Here is a 20,129-nt window from a genome sequence, read left to right as displayed (position 1 = left end):
GGCGTCCCCCGGATTGCCGGGCGGCGTGTCCGAAATAGTGTGTATTGGATCCGCAGTGTAGAACGGGAGATGTGACGGCGATGGCTACGGAGACTCCCCTGCTCAACGCAGCATGTGCCGTCCCCGCCCCGGGCAGCGGGCGATGACGGCGACCGAGACGGCGCCGGGCCCGGAACGCGCCACCCTGGACAAGGCCGCGAGCGAGAACTTCCCCGTGGCCCCCTTCTTCCTGCCCCGGGCCTGGCGCGACGACCTCATGGCCGTCTACGGCTTCGCCCGCCTCGTGGACGACATCGGCGACGGCGACCTCGCCCCCGGCGGCGCCGACGCCCGGCTGCTCGGCGTGCCGGCCGCCGACGCCGAGGACCGCCTGGTCCTGCTCGACGCCTTCGAGGCCGATCTGCGCCGGGTCTTCGACGGCATCCCGGGCCACCCGCTGCTGCGCCGCCTCCAGCCCACCGTCCGGCGCCGCGGCCTGACCCCCGAGCCCTTTCTCGGCCTGATCGCCGCCAACCGTCAGGACCAACTCGTCAGCCGGTACGAGACCTACGACGACCTCCTCGCCTACTGCGAACTGTCCGCCAACCCCGTGGGCCGCCTCGTCCTCGCCGTCACCGGCACCGCGACCCCCGAGCGGATCCGCCTGTCCGACGCCATCTGCACCGCCCTGCAGATCGTCGAGCACCTCCAGGACGTCGCCGAGGACCTTGGCCGGGACCGGATCTACCTCCCGGCCGAGGACATGAAGCGCTTTCACGTCCAGGAAGCGGATCTTGGCGAGAAAACCGGGGGCGCATCGGTGCGCGCCCTGGTTGCATACGAAGCGCAACGCGCCCGCGATCTGCTGAATGAAGGCGCCCCCCTCGTGGGTAGCGTCCACGGCAGGTTGAAGCTGCTGCTCGCAGGGTTCGTGGCGGGGGGAAGGGCGGCGATCCGGGCGATCGCCGCCGCCGAATACGACGTACTTCCCGGCCCGCCCAAGCCCGGCAAGGTCCAGTTGCTGCGTGAGGCGGGCGTGATCCTGCGAGGAGAGGGGTGATCCGGACCGTGGAGTCTCCGTCGCATGTGTCCGCGCCGGTACTCGCCGCCTACAGCTACTGCGAGGCCGTCACCGGGCAGCAGGCCCGTAACTTCGCGTACGGCATCCGGCTGCTGCCCACGCCCAAGCGCCGCGCCATGTCGGCGCTGTACGCGTTCTCCCGGCGCGTGGACGACATCGGCGACGGCGACCTGCCCGGCGAGACCAAGCTGACCCGTCTTCAGGACACCCGGGCCCTGCTCGCCCGGGTCAGCGACGGCCGGGTCGCGCAGGACGACACCGACCCGGTGGCCGTCGCCCTCGACCACGCCGCCCGCGCCTTCCCGATCCCGCTCGGCGGCCTGGACGAGCTGATCGACGGCGTCGAGATGGACGTACGCGGGCAGACCTACGAGACCTGGGACGACCTGAAGGTCTACTGCCGGTGTGTCGCCGGTGCCGTCGGCCGGCTCTCGCTCGGCGTGTTCGGCACCGAACCGGGAGCGCGCGGCGCCGAGCGCGCCGGTGAGTACGCCGACACCCTCGGCCTCGCCCTGCAGCTCACCAACATCCTCAGAGACGTCCGCGAGGACGCCCAGAACGGCCGTACCTATCTGCCCGCCGACGACCTGGCCAAGTTCGGCTGCTCGGCCGGGTTCGGCGGGCCGACGCCACCGGAGGGCTCCGACTTCGCGGGCCTCGTGCACTTCGAAGTACGGCGGGCCCGCGCCCTTTTCGCCGAGGGCTACCGGCTGCTGCCCATGCTCGACCGGCGCAGCGGCGCCTGCGTGGCCGCCATGGCCGGCATCTACCGCCGGCTGCTGGACCGCATCGAGCGCGACCCCGAAGCCGTACTGCGCGGCCGCGTCTCGCTGCCCGGCCGCGAGAAGGCCTACGTCGCCGTGCGCGGTCTGTCCGGGCTCGACACCCGGCATGTGACCCGCCATGTCGCGCCGCGGTCCGTCAGGAGGCGCGCCTGATGGACCTCACCGAACCAGGAGACGTGCGGCAGGCAACCCTCCACTGCGGCGTGGCGTCCCTGACTGCGACGGCCGAGCGTGCACCGTTCAACCAGCACGGTCGGCAGGCAGGGAAGGACGCACGATGAGCGACGGCTCGCGCCCCGCGCAGGCGCACGCTGACATCGCGGGAGCCGAGGGTCCGGCAGGCCGCAGCGCCGTCGTGGTCGGCGGCGGGCTCGCCGGCATCACCACCGCGCTCGCGCTCGCGGACGCGGGTGTCCGCGTCACCCTGCTCGAAGGCAGACCGAGGCTGGGCGGCCTCGCCTTCTCCTTCCAGCGCGGCGAACTGACCGTCGACAACGGCCAGCACGTGTACCTGCGCTGCTGCACCGCCTACCGCTGGTTCCTCGACCGGATCGAGGGCACGGCGCTGGCACCGCTGCAGGACCGCCTCGACGTGCCCGTCGTCGACGTCGCCAGGCCCGAAGGCAGACGGCTCGGCCGGCTGCGGCGCGACGCGCTGCCCGTCCCCCTCCACCTGGGGCGCAGCCTCGCCACGTATCCGCATCTGTCGCTGGCCGAGCGGGCCGCGGTCGGGCGTGCCGCGCTCGCGCTCAAGGGGCTCGACCTCGCCGATCCGACCCTGGACACGCAGGACTTCGGCAGCTGGCTGGCCGCGCACGGCCAGTCGACACGCGCCGTCGAGGCCCTGTGGGACCTGGTCGGGGTCGCCACCCTCAACGCGGTCGCGGGCGACGCCTCGCTGGGGCTCGCCGCGATGGTGTTCAAGACCGGTCTGCTGTCCGACCCGGGCGCGGCCGACATCGGCTGGGCCCACGTCCCGCTGGGCGAACTGCACGACCGGCTGGCCCGCAAGGCGCTCGACTCCGCGGGCGTCCGCACCGAAGTCCGTACACGCGTCACCTCCGTCTCTACCAACGAGAACGGCACCTGGAGCGTTCAGGTTCCCGGCGAGACGCTGCACACCGACGCCGTCGTCCTCGCCGTACCCCAGCGCGAGGCGTACGACCTGCTGCCGCCCGGCGCCCTCGACGCCCCCGAGCAGCTCCTGCGGATCGGCACCGCGCCGATCCTCAACGTGCACGTCGTCTACGACCGCACGGTGCTCGCCCGCCCCTTCTTCGCCGCCCTCGGCACCCCCGTGCAGTGGGTCTTCGACCGCACCGACGCCTCCGGGCTCGACCAGGGGCAGTACCTGGCGCTGTCGCAGTCGGCCGCGCAGGACGAGATCGACCTGCCGGTCGCCGCGCTCCGCGCGCGCTATCTGCCCGAGTTGGAACGGCTGATCCCGGGCACCCGTGGCGCGGTGGTGAAGGACTTCTTCGTGACCCGGGAGCGCACGGCGACGTTCGCCCCCACCCCCGGCGTCGGGCGGCTGCGGCCCGGCGCCCGTACCAAGGCATCCGGCCTGTACCTGGCCGGAGCGTGGACCGCCACCGGGTGGCCCGCGACCATGGAGAGTGCGGTCCGCAGTGGAGTGAGTGCGGCCGACGCCGCGCTGAACGCCCTGGGCCGGCCCCGTCCCCGCCGTCTCTTCGCGTTCGAGGAGGCGGCCTGATGCCAGTGCCCCAACAGGCGACGTCCACCCCGTCGCGACGCCCGGCACGCCCTCTCGCCGCACCGGCCGAAAGTCCGAGTACGTCCAGTACGAGGACTCCCGGCCGGCACGCCGAGAGCACGCACCGGACGCCGCTCCTTGACGGGCAGACATCGCCTGCCGGGGCACTGGACGAGCGCGCGGCAGGCCCCCGCACCCCCGGTACCGCAACAAGAGGAGAGACTGTGCCCACTGTGCCCCCGGCCTCGACACCCGCTCGGAGGACCGCGGTGGACGTCACCGCGCTGCTGGAGCGCGGCCGGACCCTGGCCACACCGGTCCTGCGTACGGCCGTCGACCGCCTGGCGCCGCCCATGGACACCGTCGCCGCCTACCACTTCGGCTGGATCGACGCGGCCGGCAACCCCGCCGAGGGAGACGGCGGCAAGGCCGTACGGCCCGCCCTCGCCGTGCTCTCCGCCGAGGTCACCGGCGCGGCGCCCGAGGTGGGCATCCCGGGGGCCGTCGCGGTCGAACTCGTCCACAACTTCTCGCTGCTGCACGACGACCTGATGGACGGCGACGAGCAGCGCCGGCACCGCGACACCGTCTGGAAGGTGCACGGGCCCGCCCAGGCCATCCTGGTCGGCGACGCCCTGTTCGCGCTCGCCAACGAGATCCTGCTGGAGCTCGGCACCGTCGAGGCCGGCCGCGCCACGCGCCGGCTGACCGCCGCCACCCGCGCCCTGATCGACGGTCAGGCGCAGGACATCTCCTACGAGCACCGCGACCGCGTCAGCGTCGAGGAGTGCCTGGAGATGGAGGGCAACAAGACCGGTGCGCTGCTCGCCGCCTCCAGCTCCATCGGCGCGGTCCTCGGCGGCGCGGACGACGCCACCGCCGACGCGCTGGAGAAGTACGGCTACCACCTCGGCCTCGCCTTCCAGGCCGTCGACGACCTGCTCGGCATCTGGGGCGACCCGGAGGCCACCGGCAAGCAGACCTGGAGCGATCTGCGCCAGCGCAAGAAGTCCCTGCCGGTCGTCGCCGCCCTCGCGGCCGGCGGCTCCGCCTCCGAGAAGCTCGGCGAGATGCTCGCGGCGGACGCCAAGAGCACCGACTTCGAGAACTTCTCCGAGGAGGAGTTCGCCGCCCGCGCGGCCCTGATCGAGGAGGCCGGCGGCCGCGACTGGACGGCCGGTGAAGCACGCCGTCAGCACACCATCGCCATCGAAGCCCTCGACGCCGTCGACATGCCCGGCCGGGTCCGGGACGCCTTCGCGGCGCTCGCCGACTTCGTCGTCGTACGGAAGAGATGATCATTATCGGCTCGACAAGCCTCGCGTAGTCGCCGGCCGGTGTCGCAGGAAGACGCAGGACACCGGCCGACGGCGGACCCACAGCAGCACGACTCGCACGACTGCACGAAGGGGAAGCCATGACAGCGACGACCGACGGAAGCACCGGGGCAGCCTCGCAGTCCCACGCGGCCGCGGCCAGCGACACCACTCTCACCACCCCCGAGGCGGCCGGGGTACACCAAGCCGCCGCACGCGCCGCCCGGCGCGCCACCGACTTCCTGCTGTCGCGGCAGGACGCCCAGGGCTGGTGGAAGGGCGACCTGGAGACCAACGTCACCATGGACGCCGAAGACCTGCTGCTCCGTCAGTTCCTGGGCATCCGCGACGAGAAGACCACGCAGGCCGCCGCGAAGTTCATCCGCGGCGAGCAGCGCGACGACGGCACCTGGGCCACCTTCTACGGCGGACCCGGCGATCTGTCCGCCACCGTCGAGGCGTACGTCGCCCTGCGGCTGGCCGGGGACGCGCCCGACGCGCCGCACATGGCGAAGGCGTCGGCCTGGATCCGCGAGCGCGGCGGGATCGCCGCCTGCCGGGTCTTCACCCGGATCTGGCTCGCCCTGTTCGGCTGGTGGAAGTGGGAGGACCTGCCCGAACTCCCGCCGGAGCTCATCTACTTCCCCACCTGGTTCCCGCTCAACATCTACAACTTCGGCTGCTGGGCGCGGCAGACCATCGTGCCGCTCACCATCGTCTCCGCCAAGCGACCGGTGCGCCCGGCGCCCTTCGCACTGGACGAGCTGCACACCGACCCGGCGAACCCGAACCCGCCGCAGCCACTTGCCCCGATGACCAGCTGGGACGGGCTTTTCCAGCGGCTCGACAAGGTGGTCCGCGGCTATCGCAGGGTCGCCGTGCGCCGGCTGCGCAAGGCCGCGATGAACAGCGCGGCCCGCTGGATCGTCGAGCGGCAGGAGAACGACGGCTGCTGGGGCGGCATCCAGCCACCGGCCGTGTACTCGGTCATCGCCCTGCACCTGCTCGGTTACGACCTTGAGCACCCGGTGCTGCGCGAGGGACTCGCCTCGCTGGACCGTTTCGCCGTGTGGCGCGAGGACGGCGCCCGGATGATCGAGGCCTGCCAGTCCCCGGTGTGGGACACCTGCCTCGCCACCATCGCACTGGTCGACGCCGGGCTGCCCGTCGATCACCCGCAACTGGTCAAGGCCGCCGACTGGATGCTCGGCGAGGAGATCGTCCGGCCCGGCGACTGGGCCGTACGCCGGCGCGGGCTCCCGCCCGGCGGCTGGGCGTTCGAGTTCCACAACGACCAGTACCCGGACATCGACGACACCGCCGAGGTCGCGCTCGCGCTGCGCCGGGTCCGGCACCACGACCCCGTGCGGATGGACAAGGCCATCGGGCGCGCGGTGCGCTGGAACCTCGGGATGCAGTCGAAGAACGGGGCCTGGGGCGCCTTCGACGTCGACAACACCAGCCCGTTCCCCAACCGGCTGCCGTTCTGCGACTTCGGCGAGGTGATCGACCCGCCGTCGGCGGACGTCACCGCGCATGTCGTGGAGATGCTCGCCGCCGAGGGCCTCGCCCACGACCCGCGCACCCGGCGCGGCATCGACTGGCTGCTCGCCGAACAGGAGCCGGACGGCTCGTGGTTCGGCCGCTGGGGCGTCAACTACATCTACGGCACCGGGTCGGTGGTCCCCGCGCTGACCGCGGCCGGACTGCCCGGCTCCCACCCGGCGATCCGGCGTGCCGTGACCTGGCTGGAGAGCGTCCAGAACGACGACGGCGGCTGGGGCGAGGACCTGCGCTCATACAAGTACGCCAAGGAGTGGAGCGGCCGCGGTGCCTCCACCGCCTCGCAGACAGCGTGGGCGCTGATGGCGCTGCTCGCGGCGGGGGAGCAGGACTCCAAGGCCGTCGAGCGCGGCATCCGGTGGCTGGCCGACACCCAGCGCGAGGACGGCAGCTGGGACGAGCCGTACTTCACCGGCACCGGCTTCCCCTGGGACTTCTCCATCAACTACCACCTGTACCGGCAGGTCTTCCCGCTCACCGCGCTCGGCCGCTACCTGCACGGCGACCCTTTCGAGCGCCGGCTGCTCGCGAAGAAACCTCACGCCGAGGCCCAGGTGAACTGAGGTGACCGCCGAACCCGTCCCGGCCCCGCTGCTGATCGCCTGCGCGCTCGGCATCGAGCACTTCGCCCTGCGCACGGGGGACCGCAGCGGGGCGGGCGGGCCGTACTCCGTCGTCCGTACGGGTATGGGCCCGAAGGCGGCGGAACGCTCCGTCACCCGGCAGCTCGCCGGGCCGGCGCTCGCCGACGCGGCCGTGCTGGCCACCGGGTTCTGCGCCGGGCTCGCCCCCGGTATGCACCCCGGCGATCTGGTGGTCGCCGAGGAGACCCGGGACCCGCGTGGCTCGGTCGCCTGCGTGGCGACCGAGCTGCTGGTCAAGGAGCTGGTGCGGCTGCTGCCCGGACGTACGGTGCACACCGGGCCGCTCACCGGCTCCGACCACGTCGTGCGCGGCCCCGAGCGGTCCCAGCTGCTCGCGACCGGCGCGATCGCGGTCGACATGGAGTCGGCGGCCACGCTCCTCGCCGCCGTCCGCGCCGGCGAACGCCCGGTTGCGGCCGTCCGGGTGGTCGTGGACGCTCCCGAACATGAACTCGTCCGGATCGGAACGGTGCGCGGAGGAATATCAGCCTTCCGTGTTCTTCGTTCCGTTCTTCCCGCATTTTTCGAATGGCACCGTTCTTTGTTGCTCCCCCGGAGGTGAGCCAGATGGTCATGCCGTTGCGTCAGACCCTCAAGGTCGCTACATATCTGCTGGAACAGAAGGTGAGGAAGAGGGACAAGTTCGCCCTGCTGGTCGAGTTGGAGCCGTTGTTCGCGTGCAACCTCAAGTGCGAGGGCTGCGGCAAGATCCAGCACCCGGCGGGTGTGCTCAAGCAGCGCATGCCCGTGGCGCAGGCGGTCGGCGCGGTCCTGGAGTCGGGTGCGCCGATGGTGTCGATCGCCGGCGGCGAACCTCTGATGCACCCTCAGATCGACGAAATCGTACGGCAGTTGGTGGCACGGAAGAAGTTCGTCTTCCTCTGCACCAACGCGCTGCTGATGCGCAAGAAGATGGACAAGTTCAAGCCCTCGCCGTATTTCGCGTGGGCGGTGCACATCGACGGGCTGCGTGAGCGGCACGACGCCTCGGTCGCGAAGGAGGGCACCTTCGACGAGGCGGTGGAGGCCATCAAGGAGGCCAAGCGGCGCGGCTTCCGGGTGACCACCAACTCGACCTTCTTCAACACCGACACCCCGCAGACCGTCGTGGAGGTGCTCAACTTCCTCAACGACGACCTGAAGGTCGACGAGATGATGCTCTCGCCCGCCTACGCCTACGAGAAGGCCCCCGACCAGGAGCACTTCCTCGGCGTCCAGCAGACCCGGGAGCTGTTCAAGAAGGCGTTCTCGGGCGGCAACCGCGCGAAATGGCGGCTCAACCAGAGCCCGCTCTTCCTGGACTTCCTGGAGGGCAAGGTCGACTTCCCGTGCACCGCGTGGGCGATCCCGAGCTACTCGCTGTTCGGCTGGCAGAAGCCCTGCTACCTGATGAGCGACGGCTATGTGCCCACCTACCGGCAGCTGCTGGAGGAGACCGACTGGGACAAGTACGGCCGCGGCAAGGACCCGCGCTGTGACAACTGCATGGCGCACTGCGGCTACGAGCCCACCGCCGTCCTCGCCACCATGGGCTCCCTGAAGGAGTCGCTGCGGGCCATGCGCGAGACCGTCTCCGGAAACCGGGAGTGACGCCATGACCGCCGTTCCCTTGGGCGTTCCCGAGGTACCGGCCCGGCCGGTCGCGCCGCGGCGTACGTCGCGGCAGATCCACGTCGGGCCGGTGGCGGTCGGGGGCGGTGCCCCGGTGTCGGTGCAGTCGATGACGACGACCCGTACGTCGGACATCGGCGCCACCCTGCAGCAGATCGCGGAACTCACCGCGTCCGGCTGCCAGATCGTCCGCGTCGCCTGCCCCACGCAGGACGACGCGGACGCCCTCGCGACGATCGCGCGGAAGTCGCAGATTCCGGTGATCGCGGACATCCACTTCCAGCCGAAGTACGTGTTCGCGGCGATCGAAGCCGGCTGTGCGGCCGTTCGCGTCAACCCGGGCAACATCAAGAAGTTCGACGACCAGGTGAAGCAGATCGCGCGCGCCGCCAAGGACCATGGCACGCCGATCCGCATCGGGGTCAACGCCGGTTCCCTGGACCGGCGGTTGCTGCAGAAGTACGGCAGGGCGACGCCCGAGGCGCTGGTGGAGTCGGCGCTGTGGGAGGCGTCGCTGTTCGAGGAGCACGACTTCCGGGACATCAAGATCTCGGTGAAGCACAACGACCCGGTCGTGATGATCGAGGCCTACCGGCAGCTCGCCGAACGGTGCGACTACCCGCTCCACCTCGGCGTGACGGAGGCGGGCCCGGCCTTCCAGGGCACGATCAAGTCGGCCGTCGCCTTCGGGGCGTTGCTGTCGCGGGGCATCGGCGACACCATCCGGGTCTCGCTGAGCGCGCCGCCGGCCGAGGAGGTCAAGGTCGGCATCCAGATTCTGGAGTCCCTGGGCCTCAGGCAGCGGCGCCTGGAGATCGTCTCCTGCCCGTCCTGCGGGCGGGCCCAGGTCGATGTGTACAAGCTCGCCGAGGAGGTCACGGCGGGACTGGACGGCATGGAAGTGCCGTTGCGTGTCGCGGTGATGGGGTGTGTGGTCAACGGTCCGGGCGAGGCCCGCGAGGCAGACCTCGGGGTTGCCTCGGGCAATGGAAAGGGGCAGATCTTCGTCAAGGGCGAGGTCGTCAAGACCGTACCCGAGTCGAAGATCGTGGAGACCCTCATCGAGGAGGCCATGAAGCTCGCCGAGCGGACGAGCCCCGCAGAGCAGTCGAATTGAGGCAAGGCACGGACCGAGAGGGGGCCGAGCGTGACCATTCTGGAGAACATCCGGGGACCACGCGACCTGAAGGCGCTGTCCGAGGCGGAACTCGGCGAACTGTCCCACGAGATACGTGAGTTCCTGGTGCAGGCGGTCTCCAGGACCGGGGGGCATCTCGGCCCCAATCTGGGCGTGGTGGAACTGACCCTCGCCCTCCACCGGGTCTTCGAGTCGCCGGTCGACCGGATCCTGTGGGACACCGGCCACCAGAGCTACGTACACAAGCTTCTGACGGGACGTCAGGACTTCTCCAAGCTGCGCGGCAAGGGGGGCCTGTCCGGCTATCCCTCGCGCGAGGAGTCCGAGCACGACGTCATCGAGAACAGCCATGCCTCCACCGCGCTCGGCTGGGCCGACGGCCTCGCCAAGGCCCGCCAGGTGCAGGGGGAGAAGGGCCATGTGGTCGCGGTCATCGGCGACGGCGCGCTGACCGGCGGCATGGCCTGGGAGGCGCTGAACAACATCGCGGCCGCCAAGGACCGGCCGCTGATCATCGTCGTCAACGACAACGAGCGCTCCTACGGCCCCACCATCGGGGGCCTCGCCAACCACCTGGCCACCCTGCGCACCACGGACAGCTACGAGAAGGTTCTGGCCTGGGGCAAGGACGTCCTGCTGAGGACCCCGGTCGTCGGGAACACCATCTACGAGTCCCTGCACGGCGCGAAGAAGGGCTTCAAGGACGCCTTCGCCCCGCAGGGCATGTTCGAGGACCTGGGTCTGAAGTACGTCGGCCCGATCGACGGCCACAATGTCAAGGCCGTCGAGTCGGCGCTGCGCCGCGCGAAGCGCTTCCACGGCCCGGTGCTGGTCCACTGCCTCACGGAGAAGGGCCGCGGCTACGAGCCCGCCCTCGCCCACGAGGAGGACCATTTCCATACCGTCGGCGTGATGGACCCGCTCACCTGCGAGCCGCTCTCGCCGTCCGACGGCCCGTCCTGGACCTCGGTGTTCGGCGACGAGATCGTGAAGATCGGCGAGGAGCGGGACGACGTCGTCGCCATCACCGCGGCCATGCTGCACCCGGTCGGGCTGACCCGGTTCGCCGAGCGCTTCCCCGACCGCGTGTGGGACGTGGGCATCGCCGAGCAGCATGCGGCCGTGTCGGCGGCCGGGCTCGCCACCGGTGGTCTGCATCCGGTCTTCGCCGTCTACGCCACCTTCCTCAACCGCGCCTTCGACCAGCTGCTGATGGATGTCGCCCTGCACCGCTGCGGGGTCACCTTCGTCCTCGACCGGGCCGGCGTCACCGGCGTCGACGGCGCCTCGCACAACGGCATGTGGGACATGTCGGTCCTCCAGGTCGTGCCCGGCCTCAGGATCGCCGCCCCGCGTGACGCCGGCCAGCTGCGCGCCCAGCTGCGCGAGGCCGTCGCCGTGGACGACGCGCCCACCCTGGTCCGCTATCCGAAGGAGTCGGCCGGCCCGGACATCCCGGCGCTCGACCGTGTCGGCGGCATGGACGTGCTGCACCGCGGCGAACGCCCCGAGGTGCTGCTGGTGGCCGTCGGCGTGATGGCACCGGTCTGCCTCCAGGCCGCCGACCTGCTCCAGGCTCGCGGCATCGACTGCACGGTGGTGGACCCTCGTTGGGTCAAGCCTGTCGACCCGGCCCTGCCCGGCCTCGCCGCCGAGCACCGGCTGGTGGCCGTCGTGGAGGACAACAGCCGCTCCGCGGGCGTCGGTTCGGCGGTCGCCCTGGCCCTCGGCGACGCCGACGTGGACGTGCCGGTACGGCGGTTCGGCATCCCGGAACAGTTCCTCGCGCACGCCAAGCGCGGCGAGGTGCTGGCCGACATCGGACTCACGCCCGTCGAGATCGCCGGGCGGATCAGCGCGAGCCTGGCCTTCAGAGACGCGGGCGGACCGGCCAAGGAGAAGGAATGAGCACGGAGTTCGACCTCGGCGCAGCTCTCGCCGAGCGCGGAGCCGAACGCTACGAGCTGCACACGAAGTACCTCAATCCGCAGCTCCCACGCATGCTGCACACCATCGGCTTCGACAAGGTCTACGAGCGGGCCGAGGGCGCCCACTTCTGGGACGCGGACGGCAACGACTACCTGGACATGCTCGCCGGGTTCGGGGTGATGGGCCTCGGCCGCCACCATCCGGTCGTCCGCAAGGCGCTGCACGACGTCCTCGACCTCGGCCTCGCCGACCTCACCCGCTTCGACTGCCAGCCGCTGCCCGGCCTGCTCGCCGAACGGCTCCTCGCCCACAGCCCGCACCTGGACCGGGTGTTCTTCGGCAACAGCGGCACCGAAGCGGTCGAGACGGCCCTGAAGTTCGCCCGCTACGCCACCGGCAGGCCGCGGATCCTGTACTGCGACCACGCCTTCCACGGTCTGACCACCGGCTCGCTGTCGGTCAACGGCGAGGACGGCTTCCGTGACGGCTTCGCCCCGCTGCTGCCCGACACCGCCGTACCCCTCGGCGATCTGGACGCCCTGGCACGGGAGTTGAAGAAGGGCGACGTGGCCGCGCTGATCGTCGAGCCGATCCAGGGCAAGGGCGTGCACGAGGCGCCGCCCGGCTATCTGCGCGCCGCCCAGGACCTGCTGCACCGGCACAAGGCGCTGCTGATCGCCGACGAGGTGCAGACCGGTCTCGGCCGCACCGGTGACTTCTACGCCTACCAGCACGAGGACGGGGTGGAGCCCGACCTGGTGTGCGTGGCCAAGGCGCTGTCCGGCGGGTACGTCCCGGTCGGGGCCACTCTCGGCAAGGACTGGATCTTCAAGAAGGTCTACTCGTCCATGGACCGCGTGCTGGTGCACTCGGCGAGCTTCGGGTCCAATGCCCAGGCGATGGCGTGCGGCCTGGCGGTGCTGTCGGTCATGGAGAACGAGCAGATCGTCGCGGGCGTGCGCAGCACCGGCGAGCTGCTGAAGTCCCGGCTGACCGCCCTGATCGACACGTACGAGCTGCTCGCCGACGTGCGCGGCCGGGGCCTGATGATCGGCATCGAGTTCGGCAAGCCGTCCTCGCTGAAGCTGCGCAGCCGCTGGACCATGCTCCAGGCGGCCCGCAAGGGCCTGTTCGCGCAGATGGTCGTCGTACCGCTGCTGCAGCGGCACCGGATCCTCACCCAGGTCTCCGGCGACCACCTGGAAGTGATCAAGCTGATCCCGCCGCTGGTCGTCGACGAGGCGGACGTCGACCGGTTCATGGATGCCTTCACCGCCGTCATGGACGACGCGCACAGCGGCGGCGGCCTGATGTGGGACTTCGGCAAGACCCTGATCAAGCAGGCGGTCGCCCATCGCTGACGGCAGCGGGTGCTCAGGACATCAAGGTGAGAAGAAGGAGGGAGGCGCCGAGCCCGACCGCGCCCAGGACGGTCCCCGTCACCGAGGTCCACAGCCGGCCGTACCCGCGGCCGGCGTAGTGGATCCCCATGCAGCCGAAGGTGACGGCGAAGGCGGCGGCGAGCACCGACCAGGGCAGCAGGAAGAACGTGAGCGTGGGCCAGGTGCTCACGGCGGCGATGGTTCCGAGGCCGAGGGAGAGCGGGCCGAGGGCGCCGGCGGGCGAGCCGGCCGGACGGGTGCCGGTGGGGCGGGGCGTGCTCGATGCGGACATGATGCGGTCCCCCATTTTTGAACGTGTTCAAGTCCTGGGGAGAGCGTAGCAGCGGCCCGATCGCGTGGCTCAGAGAGATCACCCGCGCTTTTTTGCCTCTCAGGCAAGAAAATTGCCGATAAGGCAAAACGGAGGCTGAATAGAGGCATGAACGCCTCAGACGCCGGGTCACCGGCGGAGCCGGGTGGCGCACTGCCCGTGGTCGCGCCGCAGTTGCGCGCCCTGCGCCGGCGCGCCGGCCTCACCCTGGAGGCCGCGGCCCGCGACGCCGGACTCTCGCCCGCCCATCTGTCCCGGCTGGAGACCGGGCAGCGCCAGCCGTCCCTGCCGATGCTGCTCGCCCTCGCGCGCATCTACGGTACGACGGTCTCCGAACTGCTGGGGGAGACGGTCACCGGCCGGGACGCGATCGTGCGGACCGGCGACATGGAGCCGACCCGGGCGGGCGGCTGGACGTACTTCCAGGCCGGGGCGCCCGGCCGCGGTATGCAGGCCCTGCGGGTGCGCGTGCCGTACGGCTCGCAGGGCGACATCGTGCGCGTCCACCCCGGCGAGGAATGGCTCTACGTCCTCAGGGGCCGCCTGCGTCTGCGCCTCGGCGACACCGCTCATCTGCTCGGCCCCGGCGACAGCGCCCACTTCGACTCGCTCACCCCGCACCGCCTCGCCGCCGAGGACCACGACGGTGTCGAGCTGCTGTTCGTCCACACCCTGCTGCAGAGCCCCACGGCCGCGCTGTGCCTGGGGCCGTCGACCGGAGAGCTGCCATGAGCAACTTCGAGACGAAGTTCCCCCGTTCCCTGTGGATCCGCCTGATCATCTACATCGCCGTCGGCCACCTGTTCGCCGCGTTCCTCTACCTGCTGTTCGCGGTGGGCGGCAAGGGCTGACCGGGGTGGCAGGCCGGGTGCACCCCGACGGTCAGTCCAGCAGGCGCTCGCGCAGCCGGTCGCGGCCGCCGGGGGTGAGGCCGAGGCCCCGCTCCAGGTAGGTGTCGACCGCGCCCCAGGTCTCCTCGATGCTCTCGAAGGCCGCCTGGAGATACTCGGCGCGGGCGTCGAACAGCGGGCTGAGCAGCTCCATCACCTCGGGGGTGTACGCGCTCTCGGCGCTGCCGCTGCGGCGCACCTTGTAGCGGCGGTGCTTGGCGTTGGACTCCAGGTAGTCGGCGACGATGGCGTCCCGCTCCACACCGAGGGCGAGGAGCGTGACGGCTATGGAGATGCCCGCGCGGTCCTTGCCGGCCGCGCAGTGCATCAGCGCGGGCACGCTGTCCTCGGTGAGCGCGCGCAGCACCCGGGAGTGCTCGGCGGTGCGCTCCTTGACGATCTTCCGGTACGAGGCGACCATCCGGGCCGCGCCCTTGCCGTCGGCGAGGATCCCGCGCAGCTGGTCGAGGTCGCCGTCCCGGACCATGGTCCAGAACTCGGCGCCGTCCGCCGGATCGCTCAGCGGCAGGTTCACATTCCGCACGCCGGGCAGCGCGACGTCCGGGCCCTCCAGCTTCTGGTCGGCCGCGTTGCGGAAGTCGAAGATCGTGTGCAGGCCCAGGGAGGCGAGGAAGGCCGCGTCGCTCTCGGTCGCGTGCGCCAGATGCCCGCTGCGGAACAGCACGCCGTGGCGCACCCGCCGCCCGTCCGCGGTCGGCAGACCGCCGACATCGCGGAAATTACGCACACCGGCCAGCTCCGGCTCGGTCGACGGGACCTGCTGCGTCACGGGGGCTCCTCCCGGTCGGGCCCCGCCGTCGCGGCTCGTCGGCGGGCGCTCCGTCGACCATACGACATCGGTTTCCTCGGGCAAGGAGTTGTCCACAGGCAGGGAAACGACAGCCGTCGGCGGGGAAACGAGGAGGCCCAGGCATTGAAACGGAGGCCGTGGAACTCTCATGATGTTGGCACTTGAGCGGATCTGTTGGCACCTGTGAGGTATCTAGTGGTGGACATCGCCGAAGACGGTCGTACCTGGCTCCTTTCGGGGCCCGCCAGCAGCTACGCCCTGCATCTCACCGATGCGGACGAACTGCTCCACCTCCACTGGGGGCCACGGATCGCCCTCGCGGACGCCGAGGCCCTGGCCCGGCACCCGCTGCCCGCCTACTGGCCCTTCGAGTCCCCGCTCGACGGCCGCGAGGAGTACCCCGTCGAGGGCGGCCCCCGCTTCGTCCGCCCCGCCCTGTCCGTACGCACCGAGGAGCGGCGCGGCACCGAGTGGCGTTTCGTGTCGTACGCGGCCGACGGTGACGAGCTGGGGCTGCGCTTCGAGGACGGCGGAATCGCGATCACCCTGCACTACCGGATGCGCGGCGATGTCGTCGAGCGCAGGGTCACCGTGGCCAACGGCGGACACGCGCGCGTGGAGCTGCTGCGGGCCGACGCGGCCACCTGGACCCTGCCCGACCGCGAGGGCTGGCGGCTGTCCCAGCTGCACGGCCGCTGGGCCGCCGAGTCCCGCCTCACCACCGCACCCCTCACCTACGGTGAGAAGGTCATCGGCAGCCGCCGCGGCCACACCGGCCACCAGCACCTGCCCTGGGTGGCCCTCGACACCGACGCCACCGAGGAACGCGGCGAGGTCTACGGCTGCGCGCTCGGCTGGTCCGGCTCCTGGCGCATCGCCGTCGCCCAACTCCCGGACGCGCGCGTGCAGATCACCGGCGGCGCCGGCTACGACGACTCGGGCCTGCTGATGCTGGAGGCCGGGGAGTCGTACACGAGCCCGGTCTTCGCGGGTCTCTGGTCCGACGGCGGCTTCGGCGGCGCCAGCCGCACCTGGCACGCCTACCAGCGCGCGTACGTCGTCCCGGACGCGGAGCAGGACCGCCCGGTGCTGTTCAACTCCTGGGAGGCGACGAACTTCGACATCTCCGAGGAGCAGCAGCTCGCGCTCGCCCGCCGGGCCGCCGAGATCGGGGTCGAGCTGTTCGTGGTGGACGACGGCTGGTTCGGCGCCCGCACCAGCGACCGCGCCGGCCTCGGCGACTGGACGCCCAACCCCGACCGCTTCCCGCAGGGCCTGAAGCCGCTGGCCGACCAGGTGCACGGCCTCGGCATGCAGTTCGGCATCTGGGTCGAGCCGGAGATGGTCAACCCGGACAGCGAGCTGTACCGCGCCCACCCCGACTGGGTGCAGTACCAGAGCGGGCGCCAGCGGACGGAACTGCGTAACCAGCTCGTCCTCAACCTCGCCCGCGAGGACGTCCAGGAGTACCTCTGGGAGCAGCTCGACACCCTGCTCTCCAGCGCGCCGATCGACTACGTGAAGTGGGACTTCAACCGCTGCTTCACCGACGCCGGCTGGCCCGGCGAGCCGTACCCGCAGCGGCTGTGGGTGGACCACGTCCGCGCCCTGTACGCCCTGCTGGACCGGCTGCGCGCGGCCCACCCCCAGGTCGCCTTCGAGTCCTGCTCGGGCGGCGGCGGCCGGATCGACCTCGGGGTGCTCGGCCGCACCGACCAGGTGTGGACCTCCGACAACACCGACCCGCTGGACCGGCTCGCCATCCAGCACGGCTTCACTCAGATCCATCCGGCCCGGGTGATGGCCGCCTGGGTCACCGACAGCCCGAACATCCAGCTCAACGGGCGGGTCAGCTCGCTGCGGTTCCGGTTCGTCAGCGCGATGGCGGGCGTCCTCGGTGTCGGCGGCGACCTCACCGAGTGGAGCGCCGAGGAGCTGGCCGAGGCCCGGGGCTGGGTGGATCTGTACAAGGAGATCCGCCCGGTCGTCCAGCACGGCGAGCTGTACCGGCTGCGGCCTCCGGCCGGCGGGCTGAGCGCCGTCCAGTACGTCCGGGGAGAGGAGGCGGTCGTCCTCGCGTGGCTCCAGGCGCAGAGCTACGGCGAGCCGGTGCCGGCGCTGCGACTGCGCGGACTCGACCCGACGGCGTCGTACGAATGCCGCGAAACCGGCGAAGTGCATCGCGGGGCCGTGCTGCTGCACCATGGTCTGCGCACCGGACTCAAGGGCGACCTGGATGCCACGGTTCTCCGGCTGCGGCGCATCTGATGATGCGTGAGCAGCGCCTCGCTCGCTGACGTTCGACCCCGTCCGGGCGGAACGCCGCATTCTGCCGCCGCCCGGACGGGGGCTTGTTCGGCCTCCGCCCTGTGTCATGTGTTGCGGTCACATGGCGGACGCGCCCAGGGTGTCGACAGAAGGGGTGGGCGCGGGACACAGTGGTCGCCGTCGACAGCAAGCGCTTACTGCGTGCGTGCGTGCCGACGACGTCACCCCCTGGTCCTCCGGAAGGAGCCCCGCACATGACGACCACCCGCCGGGCCTTCACCGCCCTCGCGGCCTCGGCCGCCCTGGCCGCGCTCGCCCCCGCCCCGGCCGTAAGCGCCGCGCCCGGCCGTCGCCGGCTCCTCGCCCACGACGACTTCCGGCACGGCCTCGGCCGGTGGGCGAGGGAACTCCAGGACGGCGGCAGCGTCACCGCCGGCCGCGGGGTCCTGGACATCGACGTGCCGAGCGGCGCGACGGTCTGGTTCCGGCACCGGCTCGACGGGCCCTACGTCCTGGAGTACACCGCCACCGCGGTCTCGGAAGGCGGCCCCAACGACCGCGTCTCGGACCTGAACAACTTCTGGAACGCGACGGACGTCCGCTCCCCGGCCGACCTGTTCGCCACGCACCGCACCGGCGCGCTCGCCGAGTACGACTACCTCACGACCTACTACGCGGGCTACGGCGCGAACTACAACACCACCACCCGGCTGCGCCGCTACGTCGGCGAACCCGGAGTCCGGCCGCTCGTCTACGACTACACCGAGCCGCTGCTGGTCCCGAACCAGCCCAACCACGTGCGCATCGTCTCCGACGGCTCGCTCGTGCAGTGGTGGAACAACGGCCGCCTGGTGTTCGACTACACGGACCCCGAGCCGTACACCGGCGGATACTTCGCCTTCCGGACCGTGTGGAGCCACTTCAGGGTCACCGGCTTCCGGGTGTGGCGACCGCACACTCAACAGCGCTGAAAGCCGGCGTATTCCTGAATGGCAAATGATTTAAGAGTGGCTCATCTCACCGTTCGTCAACCCCTGCCTACGGTCGCGTAGGTCACATCCGAAGGTGAATCATGGTCCGACGTGGCAGACGATTCGAAGAATGACAACAGATCAGTGATCGGGTCGTACGTGGCGGTGGGGGACAGCTTCACCGAGGGCGTCGGCGACCCCGGGCCCGACGGGGCGTTCGTGGGCTGGGCCGACCGGTTCGCGGTCCTGCTCGCCGACCGGCGCCCCGAGGGCGACTTCAAGTACACCAATCTCGCGGTCCGCGGGAAGCTGCTCGACCAGATCGTGGAGGACCAGCTCCCACAGGCGGTCGAACTGGCCCCGGACCTGGTCTCCTTCTGTGCGGGAGGCAACGACATCATCCGCCCGGGCACCGACCCGGACGAGGTGGCCGAGCGTTTCGAGCGGGCCGTGGCCCGGCTGACGGAGGCCGCGGGCACCGTGCTGGTGACGACCGGCTTCGACACGCGGGGCGTTCCCGTGCTCAAGCATCTGCGCGGCAAGATCGCCACGTACAACGGACATGTGCGGGCCATCGCCGACCGGTACGGCTGCCCGGTGCTCGACCTGTGGTCCCTCAAGTCCGTGCAGGACCGCAGGGCGTGGGACAGCGACCGGCTCCACCTCTCTCCCGAGGGGCACACGCGCGTGGCGCTGCGCGCCGGCCAGGCGCTCGGCCTGGAGATCCCTGCCGACCCGGAGCAGCCGTGGCCGCCGCTGCCGCCCCGGGGCACGCTGGACATCCGCCGCGACGACGTCCACTGGGCCCGCGAGTACCTCGTCCCGTGGATCGGCCGCCGACTGCGCGGCGAGTCCTCCGGCGACCACGTGACCGCGAAGGGCGCCCTGTCCCCGGACGACATCAAACACCGCATCGCCTCGGTGGCCTGACCGTCACTCCTCCCACCCCGCCTGCGCCGGCGGGGTGGGGCGGGTGGGGGGCTTCCGGGCGTTGCCCGTCCCGATGGCCGTTCAGTGCCCCCGTTCGGTCAACGCCCCTCGGTCCAGGCCCAGTTCGCGGGCGAGAGCGTCGTCCACCCACTCCTGTGCCCGGCTGCGCGGCATCGCGCCCGGGTACGACGTCAGCTGCACCGCCAGCCCGTCCAGCAGCGCGGTCAGCCGCAGGGCGGCAGTGGCCGGGTCGGCACAGGTGAACTCGCCCGCGGCCACGCCCTCGCTGATCACCTCGGCGATCGCCGCCTTCCACTGCTTGTCCAGGTCCCGGGTGACCTCGCGCAGCGCGGGCTCGCGCAGGGCCACCGCCCAGCCCTCGATCCACAGCCGCCAGCCCTTGGCCTGGCCGGTCGGCGCGTACCAGCGCACCGCCGCCCGTAGCCGGCGCAGCGCGGACGTACGCCGCCCCAGCAGCTTGCGCAGATGCGTGAGGTCGTCCTCGGCGGCGTAGGCGAACGCGGCGGCCACCAGCTTCTCCTTCGTGGAGAAGTGGTACAGCACCAGCGCGCTGCTCACCCCGAGCGCCGCGGCCACGTCGGCGATCCTGACCGCCGCCACGCCCCGCGCCTCGATCTGCCCGATGGCGGCCCGCAGCAACTCCTCCCGCCGCTCGGCCACGCTCAACCGCACTCTCGCCACGCCGTCACCCTACACAGCCGTCCGGACCGGCACCGAAGACCTCAGGCACACCCGTGCGGCCGGGGGCGCAGGCTCAGCAGCCCA

The 20,129-nt window shown here is 71.3% G+C and carries 19 protein-coding genes; 16 read left to right on the top strand and 3 right to left on the bottom strand.

Annotation, left to right across the window (positions count from 1 at the left end; all coding sequences use genetic code 11):
* Positions 1-142: 142 nt before the first annotated feature.
* The 11 genes from hpnC to O1G22_RS06910 all read left to right on the top strand — a co-directional run bounded on the left by hpnC (position 143) and on the right by O1G22_RS06910 (position 13,121).
* On the top strand, positions 143-1,039 hold the full coding sequence (gene hpnC, locus O1G22_RS06955; RefSeq protein WP_270080502.1) for a squalene synthase HpnC: 897 nt from the start codon (positions 143-145) through the stop codon (positions 1,037-1,039).
* The gene (gene hpnD / locus O1G22_RS06950; RefSeq protein WP_270080501.1) at positions 1,036-1,998 is read left to right on the top strand and encodes a presqualene diphosphate synthase HpnD; all 963 of its coding nucleotides are present in this window, start codon (positions 1,036-1,038) and stop codon (positions 1,996-1,998) included. Before hpnC ends, hpnD begins: the two co-directional genes overlap by 4 nt.
* Positions 1,998-2,126, top strand: a complete 129-nt coding sequence (locus O1G22_RS44815; RefSeq protein WP_428986328.1) for a DUF6380 family protein — start codon at positions 1,998-2,000, stop codon at positions 2,124-2,126. The genes hpnD and O1G22_RS44815 overlap by 1 nt, the downstream gene beginning before the upstream one ends.
* A complete protein-coding gene (hpnE, locus tag O1G22_RS06945; protein WP_270080500.1) occupies positions 2,123-3,559 on the top strand; it encodes a hydroxysqualene dehydroxylase HpnE in 1,437 nt (478 codons plus the stop codon). The genes O1G22_RS44815 and hpnE overlap by 4 nt, the downstream gene beginning before the upstream one ends.
* A 233-nt stretch (positions 3,560-3,792) precedes the next feature.
* A complete protein-coding gene (locus O1G22_RS06940) occupies positions 3,793-4,857 on the top strand; it encodes a polyprenyl synthetase family protein (protein ID WP_225095427.1) in 1,065 nt (354 codons plus the stop codon).
* A 119-nt stretch (positions 4,858-4,976) separates the two neighbouring features.
* The gene (gene shc / locus O1G22_RS06935) at positions 4,977-7,001 is read left to right on the top strand and encodes a squalene--hopene cyclase (protein ID WP_270080499.1); all 2,025 of its coding nucleotides are present in this window, start codon (positions 4,977-4,979) and stop codon (positions 6,999-7,001) included.
* A gap of 1 nt (position 7,002) precedes the next feature.
* Positions 7,003-7,644, top strand: coding sequence for a phosphorylase family protein (locus O1G22_RS06930; protein WP_270080498.1), 642 nt, complete (start codon positions 7,003-7,005; stop codon positions 7,642-7,644).
* Positions 7,645-7,649: 5 nt separating this feature from the next.
* A complete protein-coding gene (gene hpnH / locus O1G22_RS06925; RefSeq protein ID WP_270080497.1) occupies positions 7,650-8,672 on the top strand; it encodes an adenosyl-hopene transferase HpnH in 1,023 nt (340 codons plus the stop codon).
* 4 nt (positions 8,673-8,676) lie between these two features.
* A complete protein-coding gene (gene ispG, locus O1G22_RS06920; RefSeq protein WP_270080496.1) occupies positions 8,677-9,810 on the top strand; it encodes a flavodoxin-dependent (E)-4-hydroxy-3-methylbut-2-enyl-diphosphate synthase in 1,134 nt (377 codons plus the stop codon).
* A 30-nt stretch (positions 9,811-9,840) separates the two neighbouring features.
* Positions 9,841-11,739, top strand: a complete 1,899-nt coding sequence (gene dxs / locus O1G22_RS06915; protein WP_270080495.1) for a 1-deoxy-D-xylulose-5-phosphate synthase — start codon at positions 9,841-9,843, stop codon at positions 11,737-11,739.
* Positions 11,736-13,121, top strand: a complete 1,386-nt coding sequence (locus O1G22_RS06910; RefSeq protein ID WP_270080494.1) for an aspartate aminotransferase family protein — start codon at positions 11,736-11,738, stop codon at positions 13,119-13,121. Before dxs ends, O1G22_RS06910 begins: the two co-directional genes overlap by 4 nt.
* A gap of 13 nt (positions 13,122-13,134) precedes the next feature.
* Here O1G22_RS06910 and O1G22_RS06905 read toward each other — a convergent pair whose 3' ends face one another.
* Positions 13,135-13,434 carry a hypothetical protein gene (locus O1G22_RS06905; protein WP_270080493.1) on the bottom strand — a complete coding sequence of 100 codons (300 nt, stop codon included), beginning with the start codon at positions 13,432-13,434 and terminating at the stop codon, positions 13,135-13,137.
* Between the two features lie 147 nt (positions 13,435-13,581).
* Here O1G22_RS06905 and O1G22_RS06900 point away from each other — a divergent pair, with 147 nt between their 5' ends.
* On the top strand, positions 13,582-14,205 hold the full coding sequence (locus tag O1G22_RS06900) for a helix-turn-helix domain-containing protein (protein WP_270080492.1): 624 nt from the start codon (positions 13,582-13,584) through the stop codon (positions 14,203-14,205).
* Complete coding sequence (locus tag O1G22_RS06895; RefSeq protein WP_225095170.1) at positions 14,202-14,324, top strand: DUF6126 family protein; 123 nt, start codon at positions 14,202-14,204, stop codon at positions 14,322-14,324. Before O1G22_RS06900 ends, O1G22_RS06895 begins: the two co-directional genes overlap by 4 nt.
* A gap of 31 nt (positions 14,325-14,355) precedes the next feature.
* Here O1G22_RS06895 and O1G22_RS06890 read toward each other — a convergent pair whose 3' ends face one another.
* Positions 14,356-15,153, bottom strand: coding sequence for a tyrosine-protein phosphatase (locus O1G22_RS06890; protein WP_225095169.1), 798 nt, complete (start codon positions 15,151-15,153; stop codon positions 14,356-14,358).
* A gap of 216 nt (positions 15,154-15,369) precedes the next feature.
* Here O1G22_RS06890 and O1G22_RS06885 point away from each other — a divergent pair, with 216 nt between their 5' ends.
* The 3 genes from O1G22_RS06885 to O1G22_RS06875 all read left to right on the top strand — a co-directional run bounded on the left by O1G22_RS06885 (position 15,370) and on the right by O1G22_RS06875 (position 19,343).
* The gene (locus O1G22_RS06885) at positions 15,370-17,442 is read left to right on the top strand and encodes an alpha-galactosidase (RefSeq protein WP_270086352.1); all 2,073 of its coding nucleotides are present in this window, start codon (positions 15,370-15,372) and stop codon (positions 17,440-17,442) included.
* A gap of 254 nt (positions 17,443-17,696) precedes the next feature.
* Complete coding sequence (locus O1G22_RS06880; protein ID WP_270080491.1) at positions 17,697-18,413, top strand: DUF6250 domain-containing protein; 717 nt, start codon at positions 17,697-17,699, stop codon at positions 18,411-18,413.
* Positions 18,414-18,557: 144 nt separating this feature from the next.
* Positions 18,558-19,343 (top strand): SGNH/GDSL hydrolase family protein, encoded by a 786-nt coding sequence (locus O1G22_RS06875; RefSeq protein WP_225095425.1) that lies wholly within the window; start codon positions 18,558-18,560, stop codon positions 19,341-19,343.
* An 81-nt stretch (positions 19,344-19,424) separates the two neighbouring features.
* Here the strand turns inward: O1G22_RS06875 and O1G22_RS06870 are convergent, their stop codons facing one another.
* Complete coding sequence (locus O1G22_RS06870; RefSeq protein WP_270080490.1) at positions 19,425-20,045, bottom strand: TetR/AcrR family transcriptional regulator; 621 nt, start codon at positions 20,043-20,045, stop codon at positions 19,425-19,427.
* Positions 20,046-20,129 lie beyond the last annotated feature (84 nt).

It is taken from the genome of Streptomyces camelliae (genome assembly GCF_027625935.1).
Lineage (GTDB): Bacteria > Actinomycetota > Actinomycetes > Streptomycetales > Streptomycetaceae > Streptomyces > Streptomyces camelliae.
Note: the sequence above shows the minus strand (reverse complement) of the source record. Positions and strands in the feature narration are given on the sequence as shown.

Bases quoted from the DNA above. Each gene is read 5' to 3' on its own strand.
- hpnC (WP_270080502.1), top strand. From the start codon at position 143: ATGACGGCGACCGAGACGGCGCCGGGCCCGGAACGCGCCACCCTGGAC.
- O1G22_RS44815 (WP_428986328.1), top strand. From the start codon at position 1,998: ATGGACCTCACCGAACCAGGAGACGTGCGGCAGGCAACCCTCCACTGC.
- hpnE (WP_270080500.1), top strand. From the start codon at position 2,123: ATGAGCGACGGCTCGCGCCCCGCGCAGGCGCACGCTGACATCGCGGGA.
- shc (WP_270080499.1), top strand. From the start codon at position 4,977: ATGACAGCGACGACCGACGGAAGCACCGGGGCAGCCTCGCAGTCCCAC.
- hpnH (WP_270080497.1), top strand. From the start codon at position 7,650: ATGGTCATGCCGTTGCGTCAGACCCTCAAGGTCGCTACATATCTGCTG.
- ispG (WP_270080496.1), top strand. From the start codon at position 8,677: ATGACCGCCGTTCCCTTGGGCGTTCCCGAGGTACCGGCCCGGCCGGTC.
- O1G22_RS06910 (WP_270080494.1), top strand. From the start codon at position 11,736: ATGAGCACGGAGTTCGACCTCGGCGCAGCTCTCGCCGAGCGCGGAGCC.
- O1G22_RS06905 (WP_270080493.1), bottom strand. From the start codon at position 13,434: ATGTCCGCATCGAGCACGCCCCGCCCCACCGGCACCCGTCCGGCCGGC.
- O1G22_RS06900 (WP_270080492.1), top strand. From the start codon at position 13,582: ATGAACGCCTCAGACGCCGGGTCACCGGCGGAGCCGGGTGGCGCACTG.
- O1G22_RS06895 (WP_225095170.1), top strand. From the start codon at position 14,202: ATGAGCAACTTCGAGACGAAGTTCCCCCGTTCCCTGTGGATCCGCCTG.
- O1G22_RS06880 (WP_270080491.1), top strand. From the start codon at position 17,697: ATGACGACCACCCGCCGGGCCTTCACCGCCCTCGCGGCCTCGGCCGCC.